This window comes from Streptomyces sp. NPDC096311, from assembly GCF_044763085.1.
In the GTDB taxonomy this organism is placed as follows: Bacteria; Actinomycetota; Actinomycetes; order Streptomycetales; family Streptomycetaceae; genus Streptomyces.
The window spans coordinates 165,037-190,559 of sequence record NZ_JBIWFN010000022.1; the positions used below are offsets into that span (position 1 = coordinate 165,037).

Here is a 25,523-nt window from a genome sequence, read left to right on the forward strand (position 1 = left end):
TCAGTCAGCGCGAGCAGGTGCTGGGCGACACCCACCCCGACACCCTGATCAGCCGCAACAACCTCGCTGGCGCGTACCGGGCGGCGGGGGACCTGGAGCGGGCCATCCCGCTCTTCGAGTCCACCCTCACTCAGCGCGAGCAGGTACTCGGCGACACCCACCCTCGCACGTTGACCAGCCGCAACAACCTCGCCATTGCCTACGAGGATGTAGGGGATTTGGATCGTGCCATCGCGCTGTACGAGGCCACCCTTGACCACCGGGAGCAGGTGCTGGGCGACACCCACCCCGACACCCTGACCAGCCGCAACAACCTCGCCGGTGCCCGCAAAGCTGTCGAGACCGTACAGCAACCAGATGCTGCAACCCCAGCAACCGTCCCTGGCCGTCAGCTCCCGTCAGACCCTCCCGAGCAACCGGATGAGGCCAGCTCGTTGCGCCTGTGACCCAGCCTCTGACCTGCTAGCCCGCCAGGCTGGACACACGCGCTCTCAGGGGTTCTCCGCGACGGCTCACAGTTCGAAGTCCTGGGCGGCTTCCTCCCAGGGGATGGCGCGCAGGGCCGGATCGGCGGTGTGGCCGGACGGGATGTCGGGGGTGGCCTGGAACCACGCGACCGCGAGGGCCGAGCGATGGAGGACGGCGTCGACGGCGGGATCGACCGCACTGGAGAGGAAGAGGCCGACGCAGGTCACGGCGGGGAGCAGTTCGACCGGGCCGAAGCCGCCGGCGGGCACGTCCGGATGGTCTCGGTGGGGTGTGACGAGGTGTGTCGGGGTGTTGGGGAATGCCGTCGCGGTACGTCGGGCCAGGCGGTCGATGATGCCGTCGTTCCAGCGCTTGAAGGGGTAGCCCTCGAGCATTCCGCCGTAGGTCGAGGTGAGACGCAGGTCGGATATCTCGACGGTTCTGCCCGAGGTGAGGGTCATGCGGGTCAGTGCCATGGCGCGCAGCCTAGGGACGGGCGGTTCGTGGTGTCGTTCCGTTTTCCGGTGGCCCGGGGCGCGGGAACGTCATCCGGGACGCCGAGGCGATCGTCGAGCGGGCCTCGCGTTCGGTGAGGCCGGTGCGGACGGCGGCCTCGACGAGTGCGGTGGTCAGTTCCGGGCCGATGCCGTTCTCGTAGGCGCGGCAGGCGGCCCAGAAGAGGCGGGTGTTGCGCTGGCCCTCGTGGGCGGCGAGCACGAACTGGACCAGCCCCTGGCCGTGTTGGCCGGTCGCAGGGGGCGCGCGGTGGTGTGTGCGGGGCGGGGGCGTGAGCAGGCGCAGGAGTTCACGCGGACAGGGCGCGGGCGCCAACTGGGCGGTGCCCGGGGCCGTTCCGTACACGCCGTGCTCGGTGCGGGAGCCGGGGCCGACGAGGTAGCCGCCGGCGCCGCGGATGTCGATGCCCGGGGCCAGTCGGCTCGCCGAGTTGGGGACGACCACGTCGGGCGGTCCGGTCAGCCAGAGGTGGCGGCCGCCGCTCGGGGTCAGCACGACCACCGTCTCCGGGATCGTGAACAGGTGGCGCAGGGCCAGTTCGCGCAGGGCGGCCGAAGAGTCCGTACCGGATTTGGTGTCGAGGTCGATGCCGATGAGGCGGTGCGGGTCGAGGCCGCAGGCGATGCCGTAGCCGGTCGCCCAGGGGGCGGCGGCGAAGAGCGCGCGGATGCGGCGGGGGTCGATTGAGGCGTCGTACACGCCGTGTCCGAAGCGGCCGCATTCGCCGTGGCAGGGAGGGGACGTCGGGTCGGGATCGGGGTCGTCGCGGTGGGGGGAGCGCAGGGCCGGGAGCTTCGTGCGGGACAGCGGGATCACCGCGAGGCCGCGTTCGGCGGCGGACAGGGCGTGGGCCAGGGCCAGGGTCGTGGCCTGCCGGTCGATGGTGGCCATGCATCCATGTTCGTACGAGTGTTCGAAAAAGGGAAGGGCTTGCTGGACCCGGGGATGCCGGGAAGGGGATTTAGGAGTGATTGGCCAAAAAGTGGCGGAACGGTTCCCCCCTTGGGGCGCCCGGGATCGAGCTGTCCGATCCGGTCTGAGCTGGGGTTTCTTGTCATGAAGAGGGTTTATCGACATGTACTCACGCTTGAGGGCGAATCACGGCTTCCGGGGTGGTTCGCCGGGGATTCGGTGGGCAACTCTGGAGTCGCGACGTCGTGATCAGCGCCGGGGCGGTCGGCCAACCGCCTTGGAACGAGCAGTAATTCCCGGTTCGCGCCGGTCCGTACATCCGGTTCTTGGAGGAATTCACATGGCAAGCATCCGTACCGCCCGTGTTCTCGCCGCCGTCTCGGCTCTGCCCCTCGCCGCCGCCCTCTTCGCGGGTGTGGCCACGGCGGACAACGGCGCTTTCGCGGACAACGGATCGAACGCGGGCGTGGCGACCGTCAGCGGCAGCGGGGTCGGACACAACAACAGCGGCAACTCCTCGACCACGCAGCAGCAGGCGGTCGGCTCCGGGGCCTCGAACCAGAGCAACACGGCTCAGGTCAACGGCTCCGCGTTCACGGCCATCGACCAGTCGAACGCCGTCGTCAACTTCACCAACCTCTGGTGAGCCGGGGCCGATTCGCCCGCTCTCGACGGGCTCGTCGGCCCGGAAGCACCGTGTGGGGTGCTCTTGTGGGGTGGTAACGCGTCTGCGCGACGGCACTTCGGTGTCGTCGCGCAGACGTTTCCGTGTGTCCGAGGAGCTGCGCCGCCGGCTGTCGTCCTCGATGGTCCCGTCGTGACCTTCCCGGCGGTCACGTCGTGACCTTGACAGCTCCCGAGATCTGACGGACAGTCAGAAAACCTTGTTCGTACGAGGTCCGGGAGGGCCGCCGCCGTGCACCTCGCCCCCACCGAGCGCCAGCAACGGCTGCGCGCCGAACTGCGTACGTACTTCCGGGACCTGATGCCCGACGGTCCCCCGCCCGCCGACGACCCCGGCAGGCAGCGCGCGCTGCTGCGCCGCATCGGTGCCGACGGACTGCTCGGGATCGGCTGGCCCGTCGCGTACGGGGGCCAAGGGCGCGGAGCCGACGAGCAGTTCGTGTTCTTCGACGAGGCGTACCGGGCCGGAGCGCCGGTGTCGATGGTCACGCTGAACACCGTTGGACCGACCCTCATGAAGTACGGGAGCGAGGCGCAGAAGGAGTACTTCCTGCCGCGCGTCCTCAGGGGCGACCTCGTCTTCGCGATCGGGTACTCGGAGCCCTCGGCGGGCACGGACCTGGCCTCGCTGCGCACCCGCGCCGTGCGGGAGGGCGAGTCCTGGCTGATCGACGGGCAGAAGATCTTCACCTCCAACGCCCAGCACGCCGACTGGATCTGGCTCGCCTGCCGCACCGACCCCGACGCGCCCAAGCACCGGGGCATCTCGATCGTCCTCGTGCCCACGGACGCGCCGGGCTTCTCGTGGACACCGATCGAGACGGTGGGCGGGCTGACCACCACGGCCACGTACTACGACGGCATCCGCGTCCCCTCCTCGAACCTCGTCGGCGAGGAGAACGGCGGCTGGGAGCTCATCACCGACCAGCTCAACCACGAGCGGGTCGCCCTCGCCGCGATCGGCATGCAGGCCGAGGACTTCTACGCGGCCGCGCTGCGAGCGGCGCGCACCCCCGATCCGGTGACGGGGCGGCGTCGGGTTGACGAGCCCTGGGTGCGTTTTCGGCTGGCCGAGGTGCATGCGCGGCTGGCGGCATCACGCCTGCTCAACTGGCGTTTGGTGGGGGATGTCGGGGCCGGCCGACTGGCCCCGGGCGACGCGAGCGGCGTGAAGGTCGCGGGAACGGAATCGGCGGTCGCTTCGTACCGAATGTGTCAGGAAGTCGTGGGTGCGCAGGCGCTGGTGCGCTCCGGTTCGCCGGGTGTGTTCGGGGACGGCGAGCTGGAGCGGATGAACAGAGCGGCGCAGATCAACACGTTCGGGGGCGGAGTGAGCGAGGTGCAGCGGGAGATCGTGGCGACCATGCGGCTCGGGATGACGAGGGGGCGGCGGTGAGCGACGAGGTGGCCGAGCCGGCGGCGCGGCTCACGACGTACGAGGCGCGGCTCAAGGCGTACGAAGGGCGTGCGGCCGCCGTCGCGGGCGTGGGCAAGGACCCGGTCAACGAACCGATGATCCGGCACTGGTGCGAGGCGATGGGCGACACCAACGCGGCGTACATGGGTCCAGACGCCGTGGCGCCGCCCACCATGCTCCAGGCGTGGACGATGGGCGGTCTGTCCGGGCACGAAGGCCGCGCGGACGCGTACGACGAGCTGCTCGGCCTGCTCGACGAGGCCGGCTGCACCTCCGTGGTCGCCACCGACTGCGAGCAGGAGTATCTGCGCCCGCTGCGGCCCGGCGACGTGATCACCTACGACGCGGTGATCGAGTCGGTCTCCGAGCGCAAGACCACCAAGCTGGGCACCGGGCACTTCGTCACGACACGGATGGACGTACGGGCGAACGGGGAGCCGGCGGGAACGCACCGGTTCCGGATCCTCAAGTACGCCCCGGCGCGCACCAAGTCCAAGGCGGCCCGGCCGCGACCGGTCGTCAACCGGGACAACGCCGGGTTCTGGGAGGGCGTCGGCCGGCACGAGCTGCTGATCCAGCGGTGCGGCGGCTGTGGGACGCTGCGGTTTCCCTGGCTGCCTGGGTGCGGCGCGTGCGGCTCCCCGCAGTGGGACACGGTCGAGGCGAGCGGAGACGGGACGGTCTTCTCGCACGTCGTCATGCACCACCCGCCGTTCCCCGCCTTCGACCCTCCCTACGCCGTGGGCCTGATCGAGCTCGCCGAGGGCGTCCGGATCGTCAGCAACGTCATCGGGGTGCCGTACGACAAGGTGCGGATCGGGATGCCCGTGCGGCTCCGGTTCGAGCGCTACGACGAGGAGCTGGTGCTGCCGGTCTTCCGCGCCGGTGCGGAGGGGGGACGCTGACATGGACTTCACGCCCACCGAGGAGCAGGCGGCCGCCCGCGACCTGGCCGCGCGGATCTTCGGCGACCTCTCCACCCCGGAGCGGCTCGCCGCGGCCGGCACCGGTAGCGACGCCGAGACATGGAAGGCGCTGTGCGCGGCCGGGCTGGTGGCGGCCGTCGCGGACACGGGGCTCCTCGGCCTGGTGCTGCTTCTGGAGGAACAGGGGCGGACCACGGCCCAGGTGCCGTTCGCGGCGAGCTGTGTGTACGGGCTGCTGGCGGTGTCCGCCCACGGCTCACCGGAGCAGCGGGAGCGGCTGCTGCCGGGGATCGGCGACGGGACGGCGGTGGTGTGCGGGGCGGTCTTCGAGCCGGGAGGCGTTCGGGCGGACGCGGCGGGGCGCTTGAGCGGAGTCGTCCCCGTGGTGCCGTGGCTGCGGGACGCCACCCATGTGCTCGTAGCGGACGACCGGCGCCGGTTGTGGCTCGTGCGGACCGCCGACGCGCGGTGCGCGCCGGTCGAGCTGACGGCGCCCTGGGCGGCGGGGCGGCTGACGCTCGACGGGACGCCGGGTGAGCCGGTGGGCGGGGCGGACGCCTGCGACGACGTGCTCGCCACCGCCCGGACGGCCTTCGCCGGGCTGCAGGCCGGGGTGTGCGCCGGGTCGCTGGCACGAGCCGTGGAGCACACCAACACACGCGAGCAGTTCGGACGTCCGCTCGCCGCCAAGCAGGGTGTCCAACTCCGGGCCGCGGACGCGTACATGGACACCGAGGCGATACGGGTGACGGCGTACGAGGCGGCGTGGCGGCGCGACGAGGGGCTCGCGTACGCGACACACGCGCTGACCGCGGCCTGGTGGGCGTCCGAGGCGGGTCAGCGGGTCGTTCACGCGGGCCAGCATCTGCACGGAGGCACGGGCGCCGACCTGGAGCACCCGGTGCACCGGCACTTCCTGTGGGGGCGGCAGCTGGACGCGTACCTGGGATGCGGGAGCGAAGTCCTCCAGGAACTGGGGGAGCTGATCGCGAGCGGGGAGGAGGAGACATGAGGGTCGGGGAAGGGGAGCGCGTGCGGGGCGGAGAGGACGAGCGCGTGTGGGTCGGAGAGGGCGAGTGCGTGCGGGCCGGGGAGGGCGAGCGGGTGCGGGCCGGCGACGAGCTGCCGCCGCTGGAGATCGAGATCACGCGCACGCTGATCGTGGCCGGGGCGATCGCGTCCCGGGACTACCAGGACGTGCACCACGACGCCGAGCTGGCACGGCACAGGGGCTCCCCCGACGTCTTCATGAACATCCTGACCACCAACGGCCTCGTCGGGCGGTACATCACGGACCACTTCGGACCGGACGCCGTCCTCCGCAAGGTCGCCATACGGCTGGGAGCGCCCAACTACCCCGGCGACACGATGGTGGTGACCGGCAGGGTCGAAGAGGTCGAGGGCGACACCGTGACCGTGCGCGTCGTCGGGGCGAACGGCATCGGCAGACATGTGACCGGGACCGTGACGGTCACCCTGCCGCCCGGCGGTGCCTCGTGAGCGTACGCACGAGGGACCGGCTCGGCGGCCGGGCGGCGATCGTCGGCATCGGGGCCACCGAGTTCTCCAAGGACTCCGGGCGCAGCGAGCTGACGCTCGCCGCGGAGGCGGTGCGGGCGGCGCTCGACGATGCGGGGCTGACACCGGCCGAGGTGGACGGGATGGTCACGTTCACCATGGACACCAGCCCGGAGATCACCGTCGCCCAGGCGGCCGGGATCGGCGAGCTGTCCTTCTTCTCCCGGGTGCACTACGGAGGCGGTGCGGCCTGCGCGACCGTCCAGCAGGCGGCGCTCGCGGTGGCGACCGGGGTGGCCGAGGTCGTCGTCTGCTACCGGGCGTTCAACGAGCGGTCGGGGCGGAGATTCGGAGCGGGGGTGCAGCAGCGGGAGCCGTCGGCCGAGGGTGTCGCGCTGGGCTGGGCCCTGCCGTTCGGGCTGCTCACCCCGGCGTCCTGGGTGGCGATGGCGGCCCAGCGGTATCTGCACACCTACGGACTGACGCCCGAGGCCTTCGGTCACGTCGCCGTGGTGGACCGTAGGTACGCGGCGACGAACCCGGCGGCGTACTTCCACGGCAGACCGATCACCCTCGCCGAACACGCGGCCTCGCGATGGATCGTGGAGCCGCTGCGGCTGCTGGACTGCTGCCAGGAGACGGACGGCGGCCAGGCGTTGGTCGTCACCTCCGTGGAGCGTGCCCGGGAGCTGCCGCATCCGCCCGCGGTGATCACGGCGGCGGCCCAGGGCGCGGGCCGGGCGCAGGAACAGATGACGAGTTTCTACCGGGACGAGCTGACCGGGCTGCCGGAGATGGGGGTCGTGGCGCGTCAGTTGTGGCGGACCTCGGGGCTGACCCCTACGGACATCGACGTGGGCATCCTGTACGACCACTTCACGCCGTTCGTGCTGATGCAGCTGGAGGAGTTCGGGTTCTGCAAGCCGGGGGAGGCCGCGGACTTCGTCGCCGAGGAGCGGCTTCCGCTGAACACCCACGGGGGGCAACTCGGGGAGGCGTATCTGCACGGGATGAACGGGGTGGCGGAGGCCGTACGCCAGCTGCGCGGCACGTCCGTGAACCAGATACCGGGCGCCGGTCGCACCCTGGTCACTGCGGGCACCGGGGTCCCCACGTCGGGGTTGATCCTGGGGGCGGACGGGGGATGAGCACGCTGTCGGGCTCGCGCCGCTCTCCCCGCTCGCCCCGTTCTCCCCTGTCGCCCCGCGTCACGGAGCCCCTCGGGGACATCCCGGGTGGTACGGCGGCAGCCGCTGTACTACGGCCGTATGGGTCTGTCAGGGGTGAACCCTCAGGGTGCGGGCGCCGCTCGTCCACCCTCAGGAGGTGGGGCCAGCCCCCCTCCTACAACCTGAGGGGGACACCTCTTCGGGACCTGCGGCCGATCCGAAAAGGTAGGGGTCACTCCTAGCGTGGAGCCATGACCTCACTCGTCTGCACCAGCGGTTCGAACGGCGGGACACGGACCCTTCCGTACCCGTCGTTCTCGTCGTACATGAAGGCCCGCCAGCCGGTGCTGCTGCGTACCGCCCGCTCGCTGACCGCGAACCCGAGCGACGCCGAGGACCTGCTGCAGACCGCGCTGACCAAGACCTACGTCGCGTGGGAGCGGATCGAGGACCACCGCGCGCTCGACGGCTATGTACGGCGTGCGCTGCTGAACACCCGGACCTCGCAGTGGCGCAAGCGCAAGGTCGACGAGTTCGTGTGCGACGAGCTCCCGGAGCCGGAGGACGTCCCGGCCGGGGACCCGGCCGAGCAGCAGGCGCTGCACGACGCGATGTGGCGCGCGATCATGAAGCTCCCGGCACGGCAGCGGGCCATGGTCGTCCTGCGGTACTACGAGGACCTGAGCGAGGCACAGACCGCGGAGGTGCTCGGTGTCTCCGTCGGCACGGTCAAGTCGGCGGTGTCACGGGCGTTGGGCAAGCTGCGCGAGGACCCGGAGCTGGAACCCGTGCGCTGACCTTCGGCAGATGTGGGCCGAACGGCCCCTGCGGAAAAGTTCCCGTCCGAGCCGAACGACCCCTGTGACCTGATCGATCGTCCGGAGCTAGTGACATACCACGTGGTATGTGCGCAGAATCAGCGCATCCCTTACCGCCTCGTAGGCAATGTCGCCCCGGGAGGACGCCGTGCTGAGCACGATGCAGGACGTACCGCTGCTGATCTCGAGGATCCTGACCCACGGGTCGGCCATCCATGGCACCTCGCAGGTGATCACCTGGACGGGTGAGGGAGAGCCGCAGCGCCGTTCCTATGCCGAGATCGGCGACCGGGCCGCCCAACTCGCGCACGCGCTGCGCGAGGAGCTCGGTGTCGAGGACGACGACCGTGTGGCGACGTTGATGTGGAACAACGCCGAGCATGTCGAGGCGTACTTCGGGATCCCCTCCATGGGCGCGGTCCTGCACACGCTCAACCTCCGCCTCCCCGCGGAGCAACTCGTCTTCATCGTCAACCACGCGGCCGACCGCGTGATCATCGCCAACGGCTCGCTGCTCCCGCTGCTCGCGCCGCTGCTCCCCCATCTGCCGACGGTCGAGCACGTGGTCGTCTCGGGCCCCGGTGACCGTTCGCTGCTCGAGGGCGCGAGCGTCCAGGTGCACGAGTACGACGAGTTGATCGCGGGCAAGCCGACCACGTACGACTGGCCGGAGCTGGACGAGCGTGCCGCCGCGGCCATGTGTTACACCTCCGGCACCACCGGCGACCCCAAGGGCGTCATCTACTCCCACCGTTCGATCTACCTGCACTCCATGCAGGTCAACATGGCCCAGTCGATGGGGCTCACCGACCAGGACACCTCGCTCGTGGTGGTCCCCCAGTTCCACGTCAACGCCTGGGGCCTGCCGCACGCCACGTTCATGACCGGCGTCAACCTCCTCATGCCGGACCGTTTCCTCCAGCCCGCGCCGCTCGCCGAGATGATCGAGTCCGAGCGGCCGACGCACGCCGCGGCCGTCCCCACCATCTGGCAGGGCCTGCTCGGCGAACTGCACGCCAAGCCCCGGGACGTCTCCTCGCTCACCCAGGTCACCATCGGCGGCTCGGCCTGCCCGCCCTCCCTCATGGAGGCCTTCGACAAGCTGGGCATGCGCGTCTGCCACGCCTGGGGCATGACGGAGACCTCCCCGCTGGGCACGATCGCCCGGCCGCCGGCCAGCGTCGTCGGCACGGACGAGGAGTTCGCGTACCGCCTCACCCAGGGCCGCTTCCCGACCGGCGTGGAGGCCCGGCTCTCCGGCCCCAGCGGCGAACGCCTCCCCTGGGACGGCGAGTCCGCGGGCGAGCTGGAGGTGCGCGGCCCCTGGATCGCGGGCGCGTACTACGGCGGCCAGGGCACCGAACCGGTGCGCCCCGCCGACAAGTTCAGTGCGGACGGCTGGCTCAAGACCGGTGACGTCGGCACGATCAGCCACGATGGCTTCCTGACCCTCACCGACCGCGCCAAGGACGTCATCAAGTCGGGCGGCGAGTGGATCTCCTCCGTCGACCTGGAGAACGCGCTGATGTCGCACCCAGCCGTCGCCGAGGCCGCCGTCGTCGCCGTCCCCGACGACAAGTGGGGCGAGCGCCCCCTCGCCACGGTCGTCCTGAGGGAGGGCGCCACCGCCGACTTCGCGTCGCTGCGCACCTTCCTCGCCGAGGAGGGCAAGATCGCCAGGTGGCAGCTTCCCGAGCGCTGGACGATCATCGAGGCGGTCCCGAAGACGAGCGTCGGCAAGTTCGACAAGAAGGTGCTGCGCAGGCAGTACGCGGAGGGCACGCTGGACGTCACCCAGCTCTGAGGTCCTCGGCGGCAGAATGACGGTTGGGGTGCTGTTTCACGTGAAACAGCACCCCAACCGTCGTATGTGGGAACCCAGTTCGAGGCCAGCAGGTCAGCAGGCCCGCAGTGCAGCGGGTCAGTTCGTTCCGATGCGCGCCAACAGATCCACGATCCGGTCCTGCACCTCGACGCTCGTCGAGCGCTCGGCGAGGAACAGGACCGTCTCACCCGCGGCGAGGCGCGGCAGTTCGGCCTGGTCGACAGCCGCGGTGTAGACGACGAGCGGTGTGCGGTTCAACTGCCCGTTCGCTCGCAGCCAGTCCACGATCCCGGCGCGCCGACGCCGTACCTGCATCAGATCCATCACGACCAGGTTCGGCCGCATCTGAGAGGCCAGCGTGACCGCGTCCGCGTCCGTGGACGCCCGCGCCACCTGCATTCCGCGCCGCTCCAGCGTCGAGGTCAACGCCAGCGCGATCTCCGCGTGCTCCTCGATGAGCAGCACACGCGGCGGGTGCTGCTCGGAGTCCCGCGGCGCGAGCGCCTTCAGGAGTACGGCGGGATCGGCGCCGTACGCCGCCTCCCGCGTCGCCTGCCCCAGTCCGGCCGTCACCAGTACCGGGACCTCGGCGGCGACGGCGGCCTGACGCAGCGACTGCAGCGCGGTGCGTGTGATCGGACCGGTCAGCGGGTCCACGAACAGCGCGGCAGGGAACGCGGCGATCTGCGCGTCCACCTCCTCGCGCGAGTTCACGATGACGGGCCGGTAGCCACGGTCGCTCAGCGCCTGCTGGGTCGTCACGTCCGGTGCGGGCCACACGAGGAGGCGGCGCGGGTTGTCCAGCGGCTCCGGGGGCAGCTCGTCGTCGACGGGTCGCGGCTGCGGCTGGTCGGCGACCTCGACCGCGCCACCGGGACCGTCCAGCGGCTCAGGACCCTCGTCGGCGTTCTTGTCCGGGGCTCCTATGGCGTACGACCGACCGGCGCCCTCGGTCGCTCCGGGCAGCCTCGGCCCGGGAGCCGTGGCGGTCTGCCCGGCCTGCGGGTGAGGGCGCGCCGTCGCTTCGGGGCGCTCGGCGGCGGGCTCGGGGGGAGTGCCGAGCTTGCGGCGGCGGCCGGAGCCGTTGGTCTGATGCGGAGGAGGCGTGGCGGTCTGCTGCGCCTGCGCCTGGGCCGGTACGGCCCCCGGCTTGTTCGGCGCCGACTGACGGCTGAACGGCACACCCTGCCCGAGCGTCCGCACGCTGAACGCACGCCCCTGCGTCGAGTTGGGGTCGACCGGCGCGGCGGCCTCGGCGGGCAGCGGCTGGGCGACCCGCGGCTGAGCCCCCGGCCGGGGCACCGACTGCGCGGGCTGCTCCGGCGGCAGGGGGGTGCCGGGGGCAGGAGTCTGCGCCTGCGGTTGCGGCTGGGCCTGACGGGCGGCGGCCGCCGCCGGGGCGGGGCCGCCGGGCGGCACGGGGATGCCGGCGCCGGAGGTGTCGTCGGCGTTCGGGGCGGGCCAAGGGGCCGGGGCCTGCGCGGGGACGGCCTGTGCCGGGGCTCCGGGCGCCGGGGTGGCCGGTACGGGGACGCCCTGGGCCGGAACCGCCGCCACGTCGGGCCGAGCCGGGGCCGGTGCCTGGCGGGTCCGCACTCCCGACGGCGCGGGAACCGGGTGCGGCTGGGGCGGAGTGTGATCGTCGGCCGGGTCGTGCGGCATCCCGTCGTGCCGGCCCTCGTCCCCCTGGCCACGACCGGCTACGGCGCCGACCGCGTCGCCCGCCTGCTCCAGGAGCTGCTGCTGGGCCCGCTGCGCCTGCTGGGCCTGTTCGGCCTGGATGTACTCGGGCGAGCGGTCCGCCTCCGCGGGCGGAAGCGCGAACACGGTCCGGGCGCCCCCTTCCTGCGCGGCGGCCCGCTCGGCCGCCGCGGCCAGCGCCCGCCGACGTCGCCCGGTCGGCTGCGCGCCGGCACCTTCGGCGGGAACGGCCTCCGGGGCACCCGGAGCGCTCGGGGCGCTGGGAGCCGCGGGCAACGCGGGCGGCAGCGCGTGCTGTTCGCCGTCACGCCGTGCCCGCCGCCCGGACGGCACGGGCACCCCTTGCGGAGAAGCCACGGGAACCCCCTGCGGAGGCACCGTCCCGCCCAGACCCGTACCCACGGCCGCGGTTCCCGCCCCGTGCTCGGCCGCCATGACGACCGCGCCCTCCGACACACCCTCGGCCGCGTCGCCGTCCGCTCCCTCGACCGTGCTCGGCCGCCCACGACGGCGCCCGGTCGCGACGCCATCGCCGTCACCGGGGCCCTGGGCCTGCGCGGGCACGGACACCTCGGCGGCCTCCTGCTCCGCGGCCGTACGGCGCCTGCGCCGCCCGGTGGGAGCGGCCGCACCGCCCTCGGTCGTGACCGGCTCCGCGGGGGCGACCTCGCTCTCCAGGAAGGCGTCCACGGAGGACCTCCGGGCCCGCCGCCTGCCACCGCCCTGGTTGCCGCCGTTCTGGTGCGAGGCCTGCTCGGGGAGGGCGATCTCGGCACCGGTCGACACCGGAGCCGCGGGGGCCATCGCTCCGGCCCCGTCGCCGATCGGCACCTCCAGGACGAAAGCGCTGCCGCTCATGCCCGGCACCTCGTGCGTCTGCAGCACGCCGCCGTGCGCGCGCACGATCCCGCGCACGATCGGCTCGTGCACCGGGTCTCCCCCGCTGTACGGCCCGCGCACCTCGATCCGTACGACCTCGCCGCGCTGCGCCGCCGCCACGACGACGGTGTTGTCCATGTAGCCGCCCGCGGACACCGGCGCGTTGCCGGTCGCGTCGACTCCGGCCACGTCCGCGATGAGATGCGCCAGCGCCTGCGCGAGCCGCTGCGGGTCGACCTCGGCCTCGATGGGCGGCGCGTGCACGGCGAACTGCACACGCCCGGGCCCGATCAGTTCGACGGCCCCGTCGACACCGGCCGCGACGACCGCGTCCAGCATCACGTTCGTACGGACGATCTGCTCGGCCCCCGCGTCCAGCCGCTGATAGCCGAGCACGTTGTCGACGAGGGTCGTGATCCGCGAGTAGCCCGCCGCGAGGTGGTGGAGTACCTGGTTGGCCTCGGGCCACAGCTGGCCGGCGTCGTCGGCGGCGAGCTTGGAGAGCTCACCGCGCAGCTGGTCGAGGGGCCCGCGCAGGGACTGGCCGAGCACGGAGAGGAGCTGATCGTGCCGGCCGGTCAGCGCCTCGTAGCGGTCCTTCTCGCGCTCGCCGAGCGCCGCGTACCGCTCGTCACCCGCGGCGAGTTCCTCCTCGTGGCGCTCGCTCACCTCGGCGAGCTCGGCGGCGTGCCGCTCGCGCAGTGCCGCCAGCTCCGCCGCGTGCTCCTCGCCGATCCGCTCGATCTCCTCCGCGTGCTGGGTGGCCTCGGCGTCCTTCTCCTCGACGAGGCTGTCGTACGGCCGTCGGTCGGTGAAGGTCATCACGGCGCCGACGAGCTGGTCCCCGTCGCGCACCGGAGCGGTCGTCAGGTCGACCGGCACCTTGTTCCCGGACTTGGACCACAGGACCTGCCCGCGCACCCGGTGCTTGCGCCCGGAGCGCAGGGTGTCGGCGAGCGGGGACTCCTCGTACGCGAAGGGCTCACCGTCCGCGCGCGAGTGAAGGATGAGGGCGTGCAGGTCCTGCCCGCCGAGATCACTGGCCCGATATCCCAGTATCTGAGCGGCCGCCGGATTGACGAGGACGACCCGCCCCTCCGTGTCCGTGCCCACGACACCCTCGGCCGCCGCGCGCAGGATCATCTCGGTCTGTCGTTGCGAACGCGCGAGTTCGGCCTCGGTGTCGACGGTGCCCGACAGATCGCGTACGACGAGCATGAGCAGCTCGTCAGGGGTGGGACCGTAACTGTCGTAGGCCTGCTGGCCGTTCTCCAGGTTCGCGCTGGTGACCTCGACCGGGAACTCGCTGCCGTCGGTCCGCCGCGCGATCATCCTGGTCGGCTTGGTCCGCCCGCGCTGGTCGATCGTCTCGGGCCGCCGCATGGACCCGGGGATCAGCCGCGAGTCGAACTGCGGCAGCAGATCGAGCAGCCCCCGGCCCACCAGAGCCGTACCCGGGGCCTCGAAGGCCTCCAGGGCGATGGTGTTGGCGTTGACGACCGTGCCATTGGCGTTGACCAGCACCAACGCATCGGGCAGCGCGTCCAGTATGGCTGCGAGGCGAGCAGCGCCTCGGGATGGCCTGCTGCTCACGAGACGCTTCCTCCCTGTTACCGCACCTTGCCGACCGCGAGGGCCATCTTGCCAACCTGCCCGCAGCGTGTCACGCGAGGGAGTCTACGGGCAGAGGTTGCGCTCGCGGCGCCGGATGAGAGGGAGGTCGCACGCAGAAGAACGGAAGAACCTGTGACCGCGCATTTCATCCCTTCCCTCCCTACCTCGCCGAACCGTGGCGTCACCATGACCGAGCCGTGCCGCGGCTGTGGGCGGAGCCGGGGAGCAGGGGGACGAGGGCGTCCCAGCGCGCGATCTGGCAGCCGTCCGCCCGGTCGAACCGCGCGTCGACGGGCCGCCCGGCCCAGGTCCCGGTCACATGGGCGGTGGCCGGACCGCCGTACATCATCGTGCACATCGTGCCGGGCGCCACGGGGGCGAAGGGGTCCTTGCCCCACGTGGTCCGCTGGTCCAGCGTCGCGCACGCCTTGCCCACGTCGGGGTGACTGCCGCCATCGGGATGACATCGCAGCTCGTACGTCCCGTCGCCGCCTTCCGTGTGCTGGACGGTCACGGTCAGCCGGTCCCCGGAATCCTCGCCGCGGGCCGGCGGAGGCATCAGGCTCAGGGAGACCGGTTCCGCGCGGGCGGCTCCGACCTGGGCGGCGGCAGGCAGGGCGGGTACGGCGGACAGTGCCGCGACGGACGCGGCGGCGGTGAGGACGAGACGACGCAACATGACCTGACTAACGCGAGGGGCCCCGAGCGGTTGCGCGCGGCCGACGCCTGCCCCCGCGCGCCTCTCAGAGGCTCGGCGCTCCGGCGCTCCGGCTCACCGGCTCCTCGGGACTTTGCTCTGTGACCCGACTGCCTAGTACCGTAGGAGCCGATTGGTGACACCCCACCCGGCTGTGTCATCATCTGCACGCACCACTCGCGCTCGCGTGGGCGGTTGTGTCGGGAGGCGTCGCCTAGTCCGGTCTATGGCGCCGCACTGCTAATGCGGTTTGGGCCTTAAAGCCCATCGAGGGTTCAAATCCCTCCGCCTCCGCGGCAAGATCCGAAGCCCCGGTCCACCTGGACCGGGGCTTCGGCGTTGAGTACCTCTGGAGCGCGTTTGCCCAGCTCACAAGGGGTGCGGCAAACGGATTTCACATGGCGGCGGCAGTCATGTAATGTTCTTCCTGTCGCCGCGAGCGGGCCGAAAGCCCGGGAAGCGGGACGAAGCAGGAAACAAGAAAACAAGCACTCGTAGCTTAACGGATAGAGCATCTGACTACGGATCAGAAGGTTGCAGGTTCGAATCCTGCCGAGTGCACACCAGACCAGAGGCCCTGTGGAGTGATCCACAGGGCCTCTGGCTTTTGCCTTGACGGCAGTGTTTGACGACAGTGTTTGACGGCAACCGCTTCTGTTCCGTCCATGAGCCCAGAGGTCTGTCCATGAGCTCAGGGGGAACACTGTTCGGCATGCCTGTCTCGCTGCATCACATCGTCATCGACGCCCACGACCTGCCCGCCCTGGCCCGGTTCTGGGCCGAGGTGCTGCGCTGGCGGATCCTGTCCGAACGGGAGCGGGAGGTCGTGATCGGGCCGGACGAGACGGCTCCGGTGGGAATCTGCTTCATGCCGGTGACCGACCGCAAGGTCGTCAAGAACCGCCTGCACCTCGATCTGACCTCCACGGCGGAGGACCGGGAAGCCGAGATCGAGCGAATCCTCGCTCTCGGCGCTTGTCGAGTGGACGTCGGACAGAGCGGCGACGAATCGTGGACCGTGCTGGCGGACCCGGAGGGGAACGAGTTCTGCGTGGTCCGTCCGAAGAAGACCCTCATCGGATAGTCCTGGGAGCCGATCGGACGGCTACCGGGACACCGGCTGCACAGCGCCTCGAAGGAGCGGTCCCGGGCCGCCGGCAGGAGCGCGTACGGCATGCCGAGTGCGCAGGTGTCGGCTTCCTGCGTCGGGTCGCCCTTCCCGGTGGCGAGCACGCGGGCGCGAGGCCTTGGAGCCCCGACGGTTGACGACCCGGTGCTGAGCCGCGGGCAGCCATGTCGGCCCGGAGTGTCCGGTTATGAAAGATAAACGGCAAATCATATTATTTGTCATTTTGTTGTGTACGGTGCGCTTGTGCGCCGCCGGATACGGAGGTGCAGGCCTGCTGCTGATCAAGCATGGACATCGCACGTTCACGTTCACCGTCACGGCCACCGACCCCAACCCGAACGTGCCTGCGGCCTCACGGCAGTTCACACTCACCATGCAGTCCCCCGCCGCCCCTACCTGCGCCACCAGCCCCGACGGCCTGCGGGCCCAAGGCTTCAACGTCATCACCGGCAACGACCTCCTCAACGTCCTGGTCGGCACCCAGGCGCGAGACGCGATCTTCGGGCTCGGCGGCGGCGACACCATCAACGGGCTCGGCGGCGACGACCTGCTGTGTGGCGGTGACGGCAGCGACGCCCTTACCGGGGGCGACGGCAACGACCGCATCGAGGGCGGCAACGGCAGCGACGTCCTCCACGGCGCCGCCGGAAACGACACCCTCCTCGGCCAGAACGGCAACGACGCCCTCGACGGCGGACCCGGCACGAACACCAACGACGGCGGGCCCGGCATCGATTGCTGCGTCCGCCCCTCCACCGGTGCAGGCGCCACCCAATGCAACCCCTAGCGCAAACCACTTGAAGACAGTCGCCGGGCGTGTCGTACACGCGCGGTGGCCACGGGCTCAGAACCCGGGAAGCTGATGGCCGTGTATTTCATGGACGCGGGCGTCGCATTCCCTCCTCGTACCATGAGGATCTCGGAAGGGGTCTGCGGCAACGGGGCCAGGTGTGCAGACGGCGCACAGGCGGTCCAGAGGCCCCGGAAGGATCCGGGGCCTCTGGCGTTTCGGGGAGTACGGGGCTGTGGGTTCGGTCGTGGTCGGAGCGCTCGGTCTTGTGGGGGTCAGTCGGCACGGGGGGCGTGGGTGTGCGGGTTGTGGACGCTCGCGAGGAGTTGCTGGTACGTCTCCTGCATGGGCTTCTCCTTCCCCTTCGGGCTGAGAGAGATGATCTGGACGAAGTGGGCGTCGCCGGCGATCAGGCGGGCGGAGCCCGCAGCGCCGTCAGGGGCGGAGAGACGCGCGTCGAGGCCCGGCTGGCCGTGGACCTTGATCTTGTGGACGCCGGTGCTGGAGAGTTTGTGCTTGGGGGACTGGGCGACGCCCGCGTTGTAGCCGTCCACCAAGCCCTGAAGAGCGTCGTCGAGCTCCCCCTTGGCGCAGGGCAGGTCGAAGACCGCGAAGACGATGACTCCGTTATCGGTCCTCACCTTGTAAAGGCGACCGTTCATTCCGTCCACGGCCTGGGTGAACCGTATGACCGTGGGCTTTCCGGGGAGTCGGAACTTGATGCCGCTCACGGCGTCGGTGGTCTCCACCCAGTGCTTGGCGGAGGCGGGGCCGCCGCGCTGACGATGAGCGTCGTGATCGGAGGTGACCGTGGTGACGGTGGCCGTATGCGGCGCCGCCGTGGCGGCCATCGCGGTGCTGGGCAGCACCACGCCTCCGGCGATCACGGTGGTCGAGGCGGCGAGCAGCACAAGTCGCTGGAAAGAGGAACGGCGAGTCATGGAAATTCACATCCCGTGGAATTGGGGAGAGGGGGGCAATAGGTTGATGAATGGTCTGCGACTTACGGGTTTCCGGCCGTGCATCGCATATGTCCATTAGGCCCGGCCCTTTGAATCGGGTCATGCCCCTGAATCACGTGACGCGAGAAGTCGGGACTTGACCGACGCCGTTGATTCGAGCACAATCCCCGGCCCGCACGCCGTTGCGCCGGGCTTCCCGTGTGAGGGTGCTTGCGGGGAATCGATCCTGCTGTCGCCTATCGAGTGAACGTCATTGATTTATACGGGAGTTGCATGCTTCCTCGCCTATTTTCCGGCGTGGAGGTGATGCTCGATGTACGAGCAGGACGCGATCGACGTCAATGACTTCGTGTTCGCGGCGACGGGGGCGCGGGTGCGGCGGCTGACGCCGGCTGAGGGGGAGCACTGGTTCCCGGCGGCGGACGTGGCCAAGGATCTCGGCTACAGCAACACCCGCCAAGCCCTTCTCTGGCATGTTGCGGAAGATTGCCAACAGAGCCTCGAGGATCTTGCGCGAAGCGTCTATGGAGTAGACGCATTGAGCAAGATTGCAGGTCACGGGCTCAAGAAGTCGATGAAGATGGTGAATCTGCAGGGGCTCATCAGGCTGGTCAACGGGTGCACCAAACCCGAGTGCGAGCCCTTCAAGGCCTGGGTGGCCGAGGTCGTCGTGACCATCCAGCGCGACGGCTGCTACGCACTCGAGCAGGCCCCCGTACAGCCCGCTTCTGGCGGTGGCGTCGCCTATGTCGTGCCCCAGGAGGTCGCCGATGCCATTGTGCGGCTCGAGGAGCGGAACATTCGGGCGGACGAGGAGTTCGCGGCGCGGGCGGCGGCGCGGAACGAAATGCTGGCCGAGCGCAATGCCCTGATGGCCGAGGGTAATCGGCTGGCGGCTCAACGGGAGCAGTTGATGGCTGAAAGGAATCAGCTGTTGCGGGAGTCGAACGGCGACCGGAGCGCCATGGCCCGGAGCCAGGGCGCGATGGCGCGCAGTCAGGAAATGATCTTCCGGGGTCAGGAGGTGATCGCTCGCAGCCAGGAGGCGATGGCCCGGAGTCAGGACGCGGTGGCGGCGGCCCTGGGGCGCGTGGCCGAGTCGTTGGACCGGATCGCGGGGCGGATGGGGGCGAGCGGCGGGGGCGGGAAGTCGCCGGTGATGACTCCGCAGGAACTGCTGGCGGGGTGGCAGGCGAGGAATCTTGTCGTCACCGCGGATGTGCACGCCGTGGCGGCGTATCTCGCGCCCGCCCTCGTGCGGGGGAAGGCGCAGTACCGGCTGGAGGACATCGCCGGGCGAACCGGGCTGACGGTGGAGCGCGTGCACGACAGTGTGCGGATGCTGCTGAAGCGCGGATGTATGAAGCAGAGCGGGTGCGCGGCGGACGGGGCGCCGGTGTACGTGCTGCCTTAGGAGGACGCCGGGGGATGCCGGGGGCACCGGAGGACGCCGTACTAAGGAGAGGACGCCGTACTAAGGAGAAGGGCCCGAAGTCGCATCCCATACGTGCGGCTTCGGGCCCTCCCCACGTTAGGTGAAGGCGCGCCGGCTCATTCGCCCTTCCGCAGCTCCTCCAGGTATTCGCCCATCAGCCTTCCCGTACGGGTGAACCACTCGTACAGGACCGCGATTTCGGCGGGCGAGTAGTCGGAGAAGAGTTCGGTGACGCGGGCGTAGTGCGGCTCGTAGAGGGCCTTGACGCGGGCGATCGCGTCCGGGTTCGCGGCCACGCGGACGCGGCGGCGGTCGTCGGGGTCGGGGCGGCGGGTGACGTAGTCGGCTCGTTCGAGGCGGTTGAGGATCCCCGTGACGGCACCCGTCGTGACATGGGCCCGCTCCGCGAGGTCGCCGGCCGTGAGCAGCGTGTCGCCCGCCTCCAGGACGAAGCCGAAGCACGTGAGGTCGGTGACGTTCAGGTTCAGCCGCTGGGCCATCTCCTGCTGGCCGATCATGCCCGTCGCGATGAGGTGGTCCATGGCGCTCAGCGCCTGGGCCGGAGTCGCGGGCGGGCGCGGCGTGCCCTGCTGCATGGGCATTTCCCTTAGTGCGTGAGATGTTTCTGGGGTAGATTTCTTACTGTATGAGGGATTCTAATCCCTCACATCACGAAACTCCGCTGTTCGGACAGAGGGAGGCAATACGTGAGCAAGCATGACGAGGGGCACACCCTCGCGGGCTGGATCGGATTCGGGATCGCCACCGTGGGGGTGGCGGGCATCGGGCTGGGGGTCTGCGCCGACAACGCCCTCGGCGAGTGGGGCGGGACGGCGGTCGTGGCCGCGAGCGTGCTGGTCACCTGGGTGCTCCATCTCGCCGGGTGGGGCAAGCCGCCCGGGCGACGGCCGACTTCGGAGTGGGGACTGCGGGTCAGGGACCTCGGCGCGCGGCAGGGGCACCCCGGGTGTGTGGGGTGCCGACTGGCGGGGCGTGCGCGGCCCGCCGGCAGGTCGGACGTGGCTGTCGGCGGTAAGCCGGTGAGTGGTGAACCGGTGACCGAGTCCGCCACCTAGGGCCTGCCCGGGAGGCGGCGTGATCGCCGGCCCCGTTGTCGGTGGCAACGCCTACGCTCGTGAGTGATGGCACAGACGTGGAGATGTTCGGGTCTGCGGTGGTCGCCGGACGGCCCCGTGCTGATGTGGGGCGGCGGGCGCGACAGCGCGCTGTCCCGGGGGAAGCGGGTGGCCTTTGGAGTGGTGGACGGGGGCGTACGGACCTGTGTGGGAGCGCGGGGGAACGCGTGTCCGGTGCGGGCGGTGGTGTCGGCGCGGAGTGCGGGGGCCCGTTGTGAGGAGTGCGCGCGGCTGGACCGTGCGCACTCCGTGGCCGCCGACACGATGGCCGACGACCCGCGGCCCTACCGCGTGTACCTCGCCTGGTTCGGGCCCGGCATGGTCAAGGTCGGGATCACCGGGGCCGCGCGCGGGTCGGCCCGGCTGCTGGAGCAGGGGGCTGTCGTCTTCAGCTGGCTGGGGCAGGGGCCGTTGATGGCGGCGCGGCGGACCGAGGAGCTGCTGCGGGCGGCGCTGCGGGTGCCGGACCGGATCCCGTACGCCGAGAAGCGGGCGGTGCGGGCCGCGCTGCCGGGGGCGGCCGAGCGGCTCGAGGAGATCCGGGAGCTGCACGCGCGGGTCATGGAGCTCGAAGGGTGGCCCGAGTCCCTGGAGCGGGCGCCCTTCCAGGCCGTCGATCACACCGGGGTGTTCGGGCTCGAAGGGCTCCCGCCCGCCGTCGGTGCCGTGAGCGAGCTGGTCGCGGGCGGTGCGGTGAGCGGGGAGCTGGTCGCCGCGGCCGGGCCCGATCTGCATCTGGCGACCGGGCGCGGGGTCGTCGTGGTCGATACGCGGCTCATGACCGGGTGGGAGCTGACCGCGGTCAAGGGGGAGCAACTGACGGTTCCCGTCAGGGAGTGGGAGAACGGGAGCGTGAGGCAGGACGGGCTCTTCTGAATGCCCGGGTCGGAGTGCGCGCGTGGGAGTGTCCGTGTCGGAGTGCCCGAGCGGATGCCGTTCTCCGCGAGTCAAGAGATGGATCCCTCTTGGATCCCGTTCGGAAAGGACCTGGACGAATGGGGACACGCGACCCGACAGTGGATCACATGAGCGATCACTCCGTTACACCTGTCGCAGCCCATGAACCCCCCTACTACGCCGCCGTGTTCACCTCCGTCAAGACCGAAAAAGACGGAGGGTACGGAGAGACCGCCGAGCGCATGGAGGAGCTGGTGAAGGACATTCCGGGCTACCTCGGCATGGACCAGGCGCACACGCCGGGCGGCCTGTCGATCACCGTCGGGTACTTCCGGGACGCGGACGCGATCAGGGCGTGGAGCGGGCACGCCGAGCACCGTGCGGCGCAGCAGCGTGGCCGCGCCGAGTGGTACGAGCGCTACACGCTGCACATCGCCAAGGTCGAACGGAGCCATGGGTTCGAGCGGACTCCAGGGGACTGAGCAGAGCATCGGGACCGAGCAGGGTACGGAGGAGGTAGGGCGGAGTGGCAGGAGCGAGCATGCGGGCGACGGACGGGTCCGGCGGGACCGACAGGTCCGGCGGGACTGATGGGTCTGGCCGGACTGATGGGTCTGGCCGGACTGATGGGTCTGGCGGGTCTGACGAGTCCGGCGGGGAAGACGTACGGCGGTTCTGGGAGCGGCTAGGGCTTCCGGGGCTCGTCGATGTCCACACGCACTTCATGCCCGAGCGCGTCCTGCACAAGGTGTGGGACTACTTCGACGCGCTCGGGCCGCTGACCGGCGGCGTCGAGTGGCCCATCACCTACCGCGCCGAGGAGAGCGAACGGCTCGCGGTGATCCGGGAGTTCGGGGTACGGGCCTTCACCGCGATGCTCTACCCCCACAAGGCCGGCATGGCGCAGTGGCTGAACTCCTGGGCCGTCGACTTCGCCCGCCGGACGCCCGACTGTCTGCACACCGCGACCCTGTTCCCCGAGCCGGGCGTCGAGGGGTATGTGCGGGAGGCCCTGGAACAAGGGGCTCGCGTCTTCAAGGCGCACGTCCAGGTGGGGGCGTACGACCCGAGTGATCGACTCCTCGACTCCACCTGGGGGCTGCTCGCCGAGGCCGGGGTCCCTGTCGTGATCCACTGCGGGTCCGGTCCCGCGCCCGGTAAGCACACCGGGCCCGAGCCGGTCGCCCGTGTCCTCGCCCGGCATCCCCGACTGCGGCTGATCGTGGCGCACATGGGGATGCCCGAGTACGAGGACTTCCTTGCCCTCGCGGAGCGCTACCGGGAGGTGCGGCTGGACACGACGATGGCGTTCACGGACTTCAGCGAGCGGTTCGCGCCGTTTCCGCGGGAGGCCGGGACCCGGCTCGCCACCCTGGGTGACCGGGTCCTGCTGGGGACCGACTTCCCGAACATCCCCTATCCGTACGTCCACCAGCTGCACGCCCTCGAACGGCTCGGGCTGGGGGACGACTGGCTGAGGGCCGTCTGCTACGAGAACGGCGCTCGTCTCTTCGCGATCAGTCCCTGAACGGGGCGCCCTGGAACGCCCTTCGGGGACTTCGTGATCTTCCCAGGAGTTCCCTGAGAGGCACCTGTGTGTTTCTCAGGAAAATCACAGGTTCCCGAAAGCGTGCTCTCAGAGGACCCCGACAAGGTGTCCGCTATGACCACGACCTCGCCCCAGGGGCGCACCGAACTGCTGAGGCCGGACGGGAGCCCCGTCCGAGTGCTGGTAGTGGACGACGAGCTGTCGATCACCGAGTTGCTCTCCATGGCCCTTCGCTACGAAGGCTGGCAGATCCGCAGCGCGGGTGACGGACAGGGTGCGGTGCAGACCGCGCGCGAGTTCCGGCCCGACGCCGTTGTCCTCGACATGATGCTGCCGGACATGGACGGCCTCGCGGTTCTGGGGCGCCTGCGCCGCGACCTGCCCGACGTGCCCGTCCTCTTCCTCACGGCCAAGGACGCCGTCGAGGACCGTATCGCGGGGCTGACGGCCGGCGGCGACGACTACGTCACCAAGCCCTTCAGCCTCGAGGAGGTCGTGGCCCGGCTGCGCGGACTGATCCGCCGTTCCGGTGCCGCCGACCGGCGTTCCGACTCCGTGCTCGTCGTCGGCGACCTCACCCTCGACGAGGACAGCCACGAGGTTTCGCGTGCCGGGGAGAACATCCACCTCACCGCGACCGAGTTCGAACTCCTGCGGTTCCTCATGCGTAATCCCCGGCGTGTACTCAGCAAGGCACAGATACTCGACCGCGTGTGGTCGTACGACTTCGGTGGCCAGGCCAACGTCGTCGAGCTCTACATCTCGTACCTGCGCCGCAAGATCGACGCCGGACGTGAGCCGATGATCCACACCAGGCGTGGGGCCGGTTACCTGATCAAGCCCGCGGCGTCATGAGCGGGCGACGACGGCCGCGTAAGCAGGGGCGAGGACGACAGCCGCGCACGCTGCGGACGCGGCTCGTCGTCTCCGCGGTGACGCTGATCGCGGTGGTGTGTGCGGTGATCGGTACGGTGACGACGTTCGCGCTGCGCTCGCATCTGTACGACCAGCTGGACGGCCAGGTGGCGGAGACCGCCATGCGGGCGGCCGGCGGAGGACCGGTGAAACCCGGCGGCGGGAACGGGAACCCGACCGACACGCCTCCGGGCGGGAACCTCGACGACACCACGAACGACCCCTTCACCTTCCTCACCCGAGGACCGAACGCGGAGAACACCGTCGCCGCGGTGGTGAAGAACGGCGTGGTCACCAAGGCGGTCATCAAGAAGGAGAACACCACCAGCGGCGGTGGCTTTGCGAGCATGACCGCCAAGAACCTCACGGCAGCGCAGAAGGCGGCGCTGGGTTCCGTCGCGAAGACCGGCAAGCACACCGTGGAACTGCCCGGACTCGGCGAGTACCGCGTCATGTACATGAGCGGCCCCAAGGGTGACTACTACGTGGCCATCCCGACCACGGACGTCACCAACACCATCAACACCCTCATCTGGGTGGAAGTCAGCGTCACCGCCGCCGGTCTCATCGCCGCCGGTATCGCGGGCAGCGTCCTCGTCGAGCTCGCCCTGCGCCCCCTGCGCAAGGTCGCCTCCACCGCCACCCGTGTCTCCGAACTTCCCCTGCACACCGGCGAGGTCACTCTCTACGAGCGGGTGCCGGAGTCCGAGGCCGACCCGCACACCGAGGTCGGCCAGGTCGGCGCCGCGCTCAACCGCATGCTCGACCACATCCACAGCGCCCTGCACGCACGCCAGCAGAGCGAGATGCGCGTACGGCAGTTCGTCGCGGACGCGAGTCATGAGCTGCGTACACCGCTGGCGTCGATCCGCGGTTATGCCGAGCTGACCAGACGCGGTCGCGAGGAGACCGGGCCCGACACCCGGCACGCCCTCGGCCGGATCGAGTCCGAGGCCGGGCGCATGACCCTGCTCGTCGAGGACCTGCTGCTGCTCGCGCGGCTGGACGCCGGACGCCCGCTCCAGTACGACCAGACCGACCTCGTACCCCTCGTCATCGACGCCGTGAGCGACGCCCGGGCGGCCGGACGCGACCACAACTGGCGGCTCGAACTGCCCGAGGAGCCCGCGCTGGTCCTCGCGGACGCCGCACGGCTGCAACAGGTCATGGTCAATCTCTTCGCGAACGCCAGAACGCACACCCCACCCGGTACGACCGTCACCGCCCGCGTGCACCGGCACGGACCGTGGCTGTGCGTCGATGTCCAGGACGACGGGCCCGGCATCCCGCCCGACCTGCTGCCGCGCGTCTTCGAACGCTTCGCACGCGGTGATTCCTCGCGGTCCCGGTCCTCCGGCTCGACGGGCCTGGGACTGGCCATCGTGCAGGCCGTCGCGGCCGCGCACGGCGGTGCCGTCACCGTGGACAGCATGCCCGGACGGACGGTGTTCACCCTTCATTTGCCCGCGATCGCCGTCGATCCGTTCGTGGAAACAAAGGCGCAACTGTTCTCACAGGCACAGCACAGCGCCACCACATGGGTGCAACAGGGCGTTTGACCAGAGT

24 protein-coding genes and 2 tRNA genes are annotated in these 25,523 nt (G+C 70.5%); 20 read left to right on the forward strand and 6 right to left on the reverse strand.

The genetic code is table 11. The features are described from left to right. Positions 1-446: tetratricopeptide repeat protein (locus tag ACIRA5_RS42020; protein ID WP_403700337.1), on the forward strand; the 446-nt coding region annotated here is incomplete at its 5' end. A gap of 66 nt (positions 447-512) precedes the next feature. Here ACIRA5_RS42020 and ACIRA5_RS42025 read toward each other — a convergent pair. Both ACIRA5_RS42025 and ACIRA5_RS42030 read right to left on the reverse strand, forming a co-directional pair. After that, positions 513-944: a hypothetical protein gene (locus tag ACIRA5_RS42025; protein WP_403700340.1), complete on the reverse strand. Its 432-nt coding sequence runs from the start codon at positions 942-944 to the stop codon at positions 513-515. A 10-nt stretch (positions 945-954) separates the two neighbouring features. Continuing rightward, positions 955-1,875: a bifunctional DNA primase/polymerase gene (locus tag ACIRA5_RS42030; RefSeq protein WP_403700342.1), complete on the reverse strand. Its 921-nt coding sequence runs from the start codon at positions 1,873-1,875 to the stop codon at positions 955-957. A gap of 361 nt (positions 1,876-2,236) precedes the next feature. On the opposite strand from ACIRA5_RS42030, the gene ACIRA5_RS42035 reads away from it, so the two are divergent. From ACIRA5_RS42035 to ACIRA5_RS42070, 8 genes are all read left to right on the forward strand, one after another. Then, positions 2,237-2,542, forward strand: a complete 306-nt coding sequence (locus ACIRA5_RS42035; protein WP_403700345.1) for a hypothetical protein — start codon at positions 2,237-2,239, stop codon at positions 2,540-2,542. Positions 2,543-2,812: 270 nt separating this feature from the next. Next, the gene (locus ACIRA5_RS42040) at positions 2,813-3,976 is read left to right on the forward strand and encodes an acyl-CoA dehydrogenase family protein (protein ID WP_403700348.1); all 1,164 of its coding nucleotides are present in this window, start codon (positions 2,813-2,815) and stop codon (positions 3,974-3,976) included. Further along, positions 3,973-4,902, forward strand: coding sequence for a bifunctional MaoC family dehydratase N-terminal/OB-fold nucleic acid binding domain-containing protein (locus ACIRA5_RS42045; protein ID WP_403700351.1), 930 nt, complete (start codon positions 3,973-3,975; stop codon positions 4,900-4,902). Before ACIRA5_RS42040 ends, ACIRA5_RS42045 begins: the two co-directional genes overlap by 4 nt. Position 4,903: 1 nt before the next feature. Next, positions 4,904-5,935, forward strand: coding sequence for an acyl-CoA dehydrogenase family protein (locus ACIRA5_RS42050; protein WP_403700354.1), 1,032 nt, complete (start codon positions 4,904-4,906; stop codon positions 5,933-5,935). A gap of 92 nt (positions 5,936-6,027) precedes the next feature. After that, the gene (locus ACIRA5_RS42055; protein WP_403700436.1) at positions 6,028-6,423 is read left to right on the forward strand and encodes a MaoC family dehydratase; all 396 of its coding nucleotides are present in this window, start codon (positions 6,028-6,030) and stop codon (positions 6,421-6,423) included. Further along, positions 6,420-7,589, forward strand: a complete 1,170-nt coding sequence (locus ACIRA5_RS42060; RefSeq protein ID WP_403700357.1) for a lipid-transfer protein — start codon at positions 6,420-6,422, stop codon at positions 7,587-7,589. Before ACIRA5_RS42055 ends, ACIRA5_RS42060 begins: the two co-directional genes overlap by 4 nt. A gap of 272 nt (positions 7,590-7,861) precedes the next feature. Then, a complete protein-coding gene (locus ACIRA5_RS42065; RefSeq protein ID WP_095853762.1) occupies positions 7,862-8,407 on the forward strand; it encodes a SigE family RNA polymerase sigma factor in 546 nt (181 codons plus the stop codon). 148 nt (positions 8,408-8,555) lie between these two features. After that, positions 8,556-10,232 carry a long-chain fatty acid--CoA ligase gene (locus tag ACIRA5_RS42070; protein ID WP_403700360.1) on the forward strand — a complete coding sequence of 559 codons (1,677 nt, stop codon included), beginning with the start codon at positions 8,556-8,558 and terminating at the stop codon, positions 10,230-10,232. Between the two features lie 117 nt (positions 10,233-10,349). Here the strand turns inward: ACIRA5_RS42070 and ACIRA5_RS42075 are convergent, their stop codons facing one another. Together ACIRA5_RS42075 and ACIRA5_RS42080 are read right to left on the reverse strand one after the other, a co-directional pair. Then, the gene (locus ACIRA5_RS42075) at positions 10,350-14,426 is read right to left on the reverse strand and encodes a PAS domain-containing protein (protein WP_403700363.1); all 4,077 of its coding nucleotides are present in this window, start codon (positions 14,424-14,426) and stop codon (positions 10,350-10,352) included. A gap of 202 nt (positions 14,427-14,628) precedes the next feature. Next, positions 14,629-15,126 (reverse strand): SSI family serine proteinase inhibitor, encoded by a 498-nt coding sequence (locus tag ACIRA5_RS42080; protein WP_403700366.1) that lies wholly within the window; start codon positions 15,124-15,126, stop codon positions 14,629-14,631. A gap of 221 nt (positions 15,127-15,347) precedes the next feature. On the opposite strand from ACIRA5_RS42080, the gene ACIRA5_RS42085 reads away from it, so the two are divergent. From ACIRA5_RS42085 to ACIRA5_RS42100, 4 genes are all read left to right on the forward strand, one after another. Then, positions 15,348-15,438 (forward strand) — tRNA-Ser (locus ACIRA5_RS42085). 194 nt (positions 15,439-15,632) lie between these two features. Beyond that, positions 15,633-15,705 (forward strand) — tRNA-Arg (locus ACIRA5_RS42090). A 151-nt stretch (positions 15,706-15,856) separates the two neighbouring features. Further along, entirely contained in the window at positions 15,857-16,228 is a 372-nt protein-coding gene (locus tag ACIRA5_RS42095) for a VOC family protein (RefSeq protein WP_403700368.1), read from the forward strand. Between the two features lie 286 nt (positions 16,229-16,514). Continuing rightward, complete coding sequence (locus tag ACIRA5_RS42100) at positions 16,515-17,060, forward strand: calcium-binding protein (RefSeq protein WP_403700371.1); 546 nt, start codon at positions 16,515-16,517, stop codon at positions 17,058-17,060. Positions 17,061-17,338: 278 nt separating this feature from the next. Here the strand turns inward: ACIRA5_RS42100 and ACIRA5_RS42105 are convergent, their stop codons facing one another. Next, entirely contained in the window at positions 17,339-18,004 is a 666-nt protein-coding gene (locus ACIRA5_RS42105; protein ID WP_403700374.1) for a hypothetical protein, read from the reverse strand. Between the two features lie 334 nt (positions 18,005-18,338). On the opposite strand from ACIRA5_RS42105, the gene ACIRA5_RS42110 reads away from it, so the two are divergent. Further along, positions 18,339-19,439 carry a BRO family protein gene (locus ACIRA5_RS42110; RefSeq protein WP_403700376.1) on the forward strand — a complete coding sequence of 367 codons (1,101 nt, stop codon included), beginning with the start codon at positions 18,339-18,341 and terminating at the stop codon, positions 19,437-19,439. 137 nt (positions 19,440-19,576) lie between these two features. Here ACIRA5_RS42110 and ACIRA5_RS42115 read toward each other — a convergent pair whose 3' ends face one another. Beyond that, positions 19,577-20,056 (reverse strand): MarR family winged helix-turn-helix transcriptional regulator, encoded by a 480-nt coding sequence (locus ACIRA5_RS42115; RefSeq protein ID WP_403700378.1) that lies wholly within the window; start codon positions 20,054-20,056, stop codon positions 19,577-19,579. Between the two features lie 111 nt (positions 20,057-20,167). Here ACIRA5_RS42115 and ACIRA5_RS42120 point away from each other — a divergent pair, with 111 nt between their 5' ends. The 6 genes from ACIRA5_RS42120 to ACIRA5_RS42145 all read left to right on the forward strand — a co-directional run bounded on the left by ACIRA5_RS42120 (position 20,168) and on the right by ACIRA5_RS42145 (position 25,516). Further along, the gene (locus ACIRA5_RS42120) at positions 20,168-20,536 is read left to right on the forward strand and encodes an HGxxPAAW family protein (RefSeq protein ID WP_403700381.1); all 369 of its coding nucleotides are present in this window, start codon (positions 20,168-20,170) and stop codon (positions 20,534-20,536) included. 66 nt (positions 20,537-20,602) lie between these two features. Next, on the forward strand, positions 20,603-21,472 hold the full coding sequence (locus ACIRA5_RS42125; protein WP_403700383.1) for a DUF2797 domain-containing protein: 870 nt from the start codon (positions 20,603-20,605) through the stop codon (positions 21,470-21,472). 149 nt (positions 21,473-21,621) lie between these two features. Continuing rightward, positions 21,622-21,975 (forward strand): antibiotic biosynthesis monooxygenase family protein, encoded by a 354-nt coding sequence (locus tag ACIRA5_RS42130; RefSeq protein WP_403700385.1) that lies wholly within the window; start codon positions 21,622-21,624, stop codon positions 21,973-21,975. 59 nt (positions 21,976-22,034) lie between these two features. After that, complete coding sequence (locus ACIRA5_RS42135) at positions 22,035-23,021, forward strand: amidohydrolase family protein (RefSeq protein WP_403700387.1); 987 nt, start codon at positions 22,035-22,037, stop codon at positions 23,019-23,021. Between the two features lie 135 nt (positions 23,022-23,156). Further along, on the forward strand, positions 23,157-23,897 hold the full coding sequence (locus ACIRA5_RS42140) for a response regulator transcription factor (RefSeq protein ID WP_054235077.1): 741 nt from the start codon (positions 23,157-23,159) through the stop codon (positions 23,895-23,897). Next, positions 23,894-25,516, forward strand: coding sequence for an ATP-binding protein (locus tag ACIRA5_RS42145; protein ID WP_403700390.1), 1,623 nt, complete (start codon positions 23,894-23,896; stop codon positions 25,514-25,516). The genes ACIRA5_RS42140 and ACIRA5_RS42145 overlap by 4 nt, the downstream gene beginning before the upstream one ends. Positions 25,517-25,523: the final 7 nt, after the last annotated feature.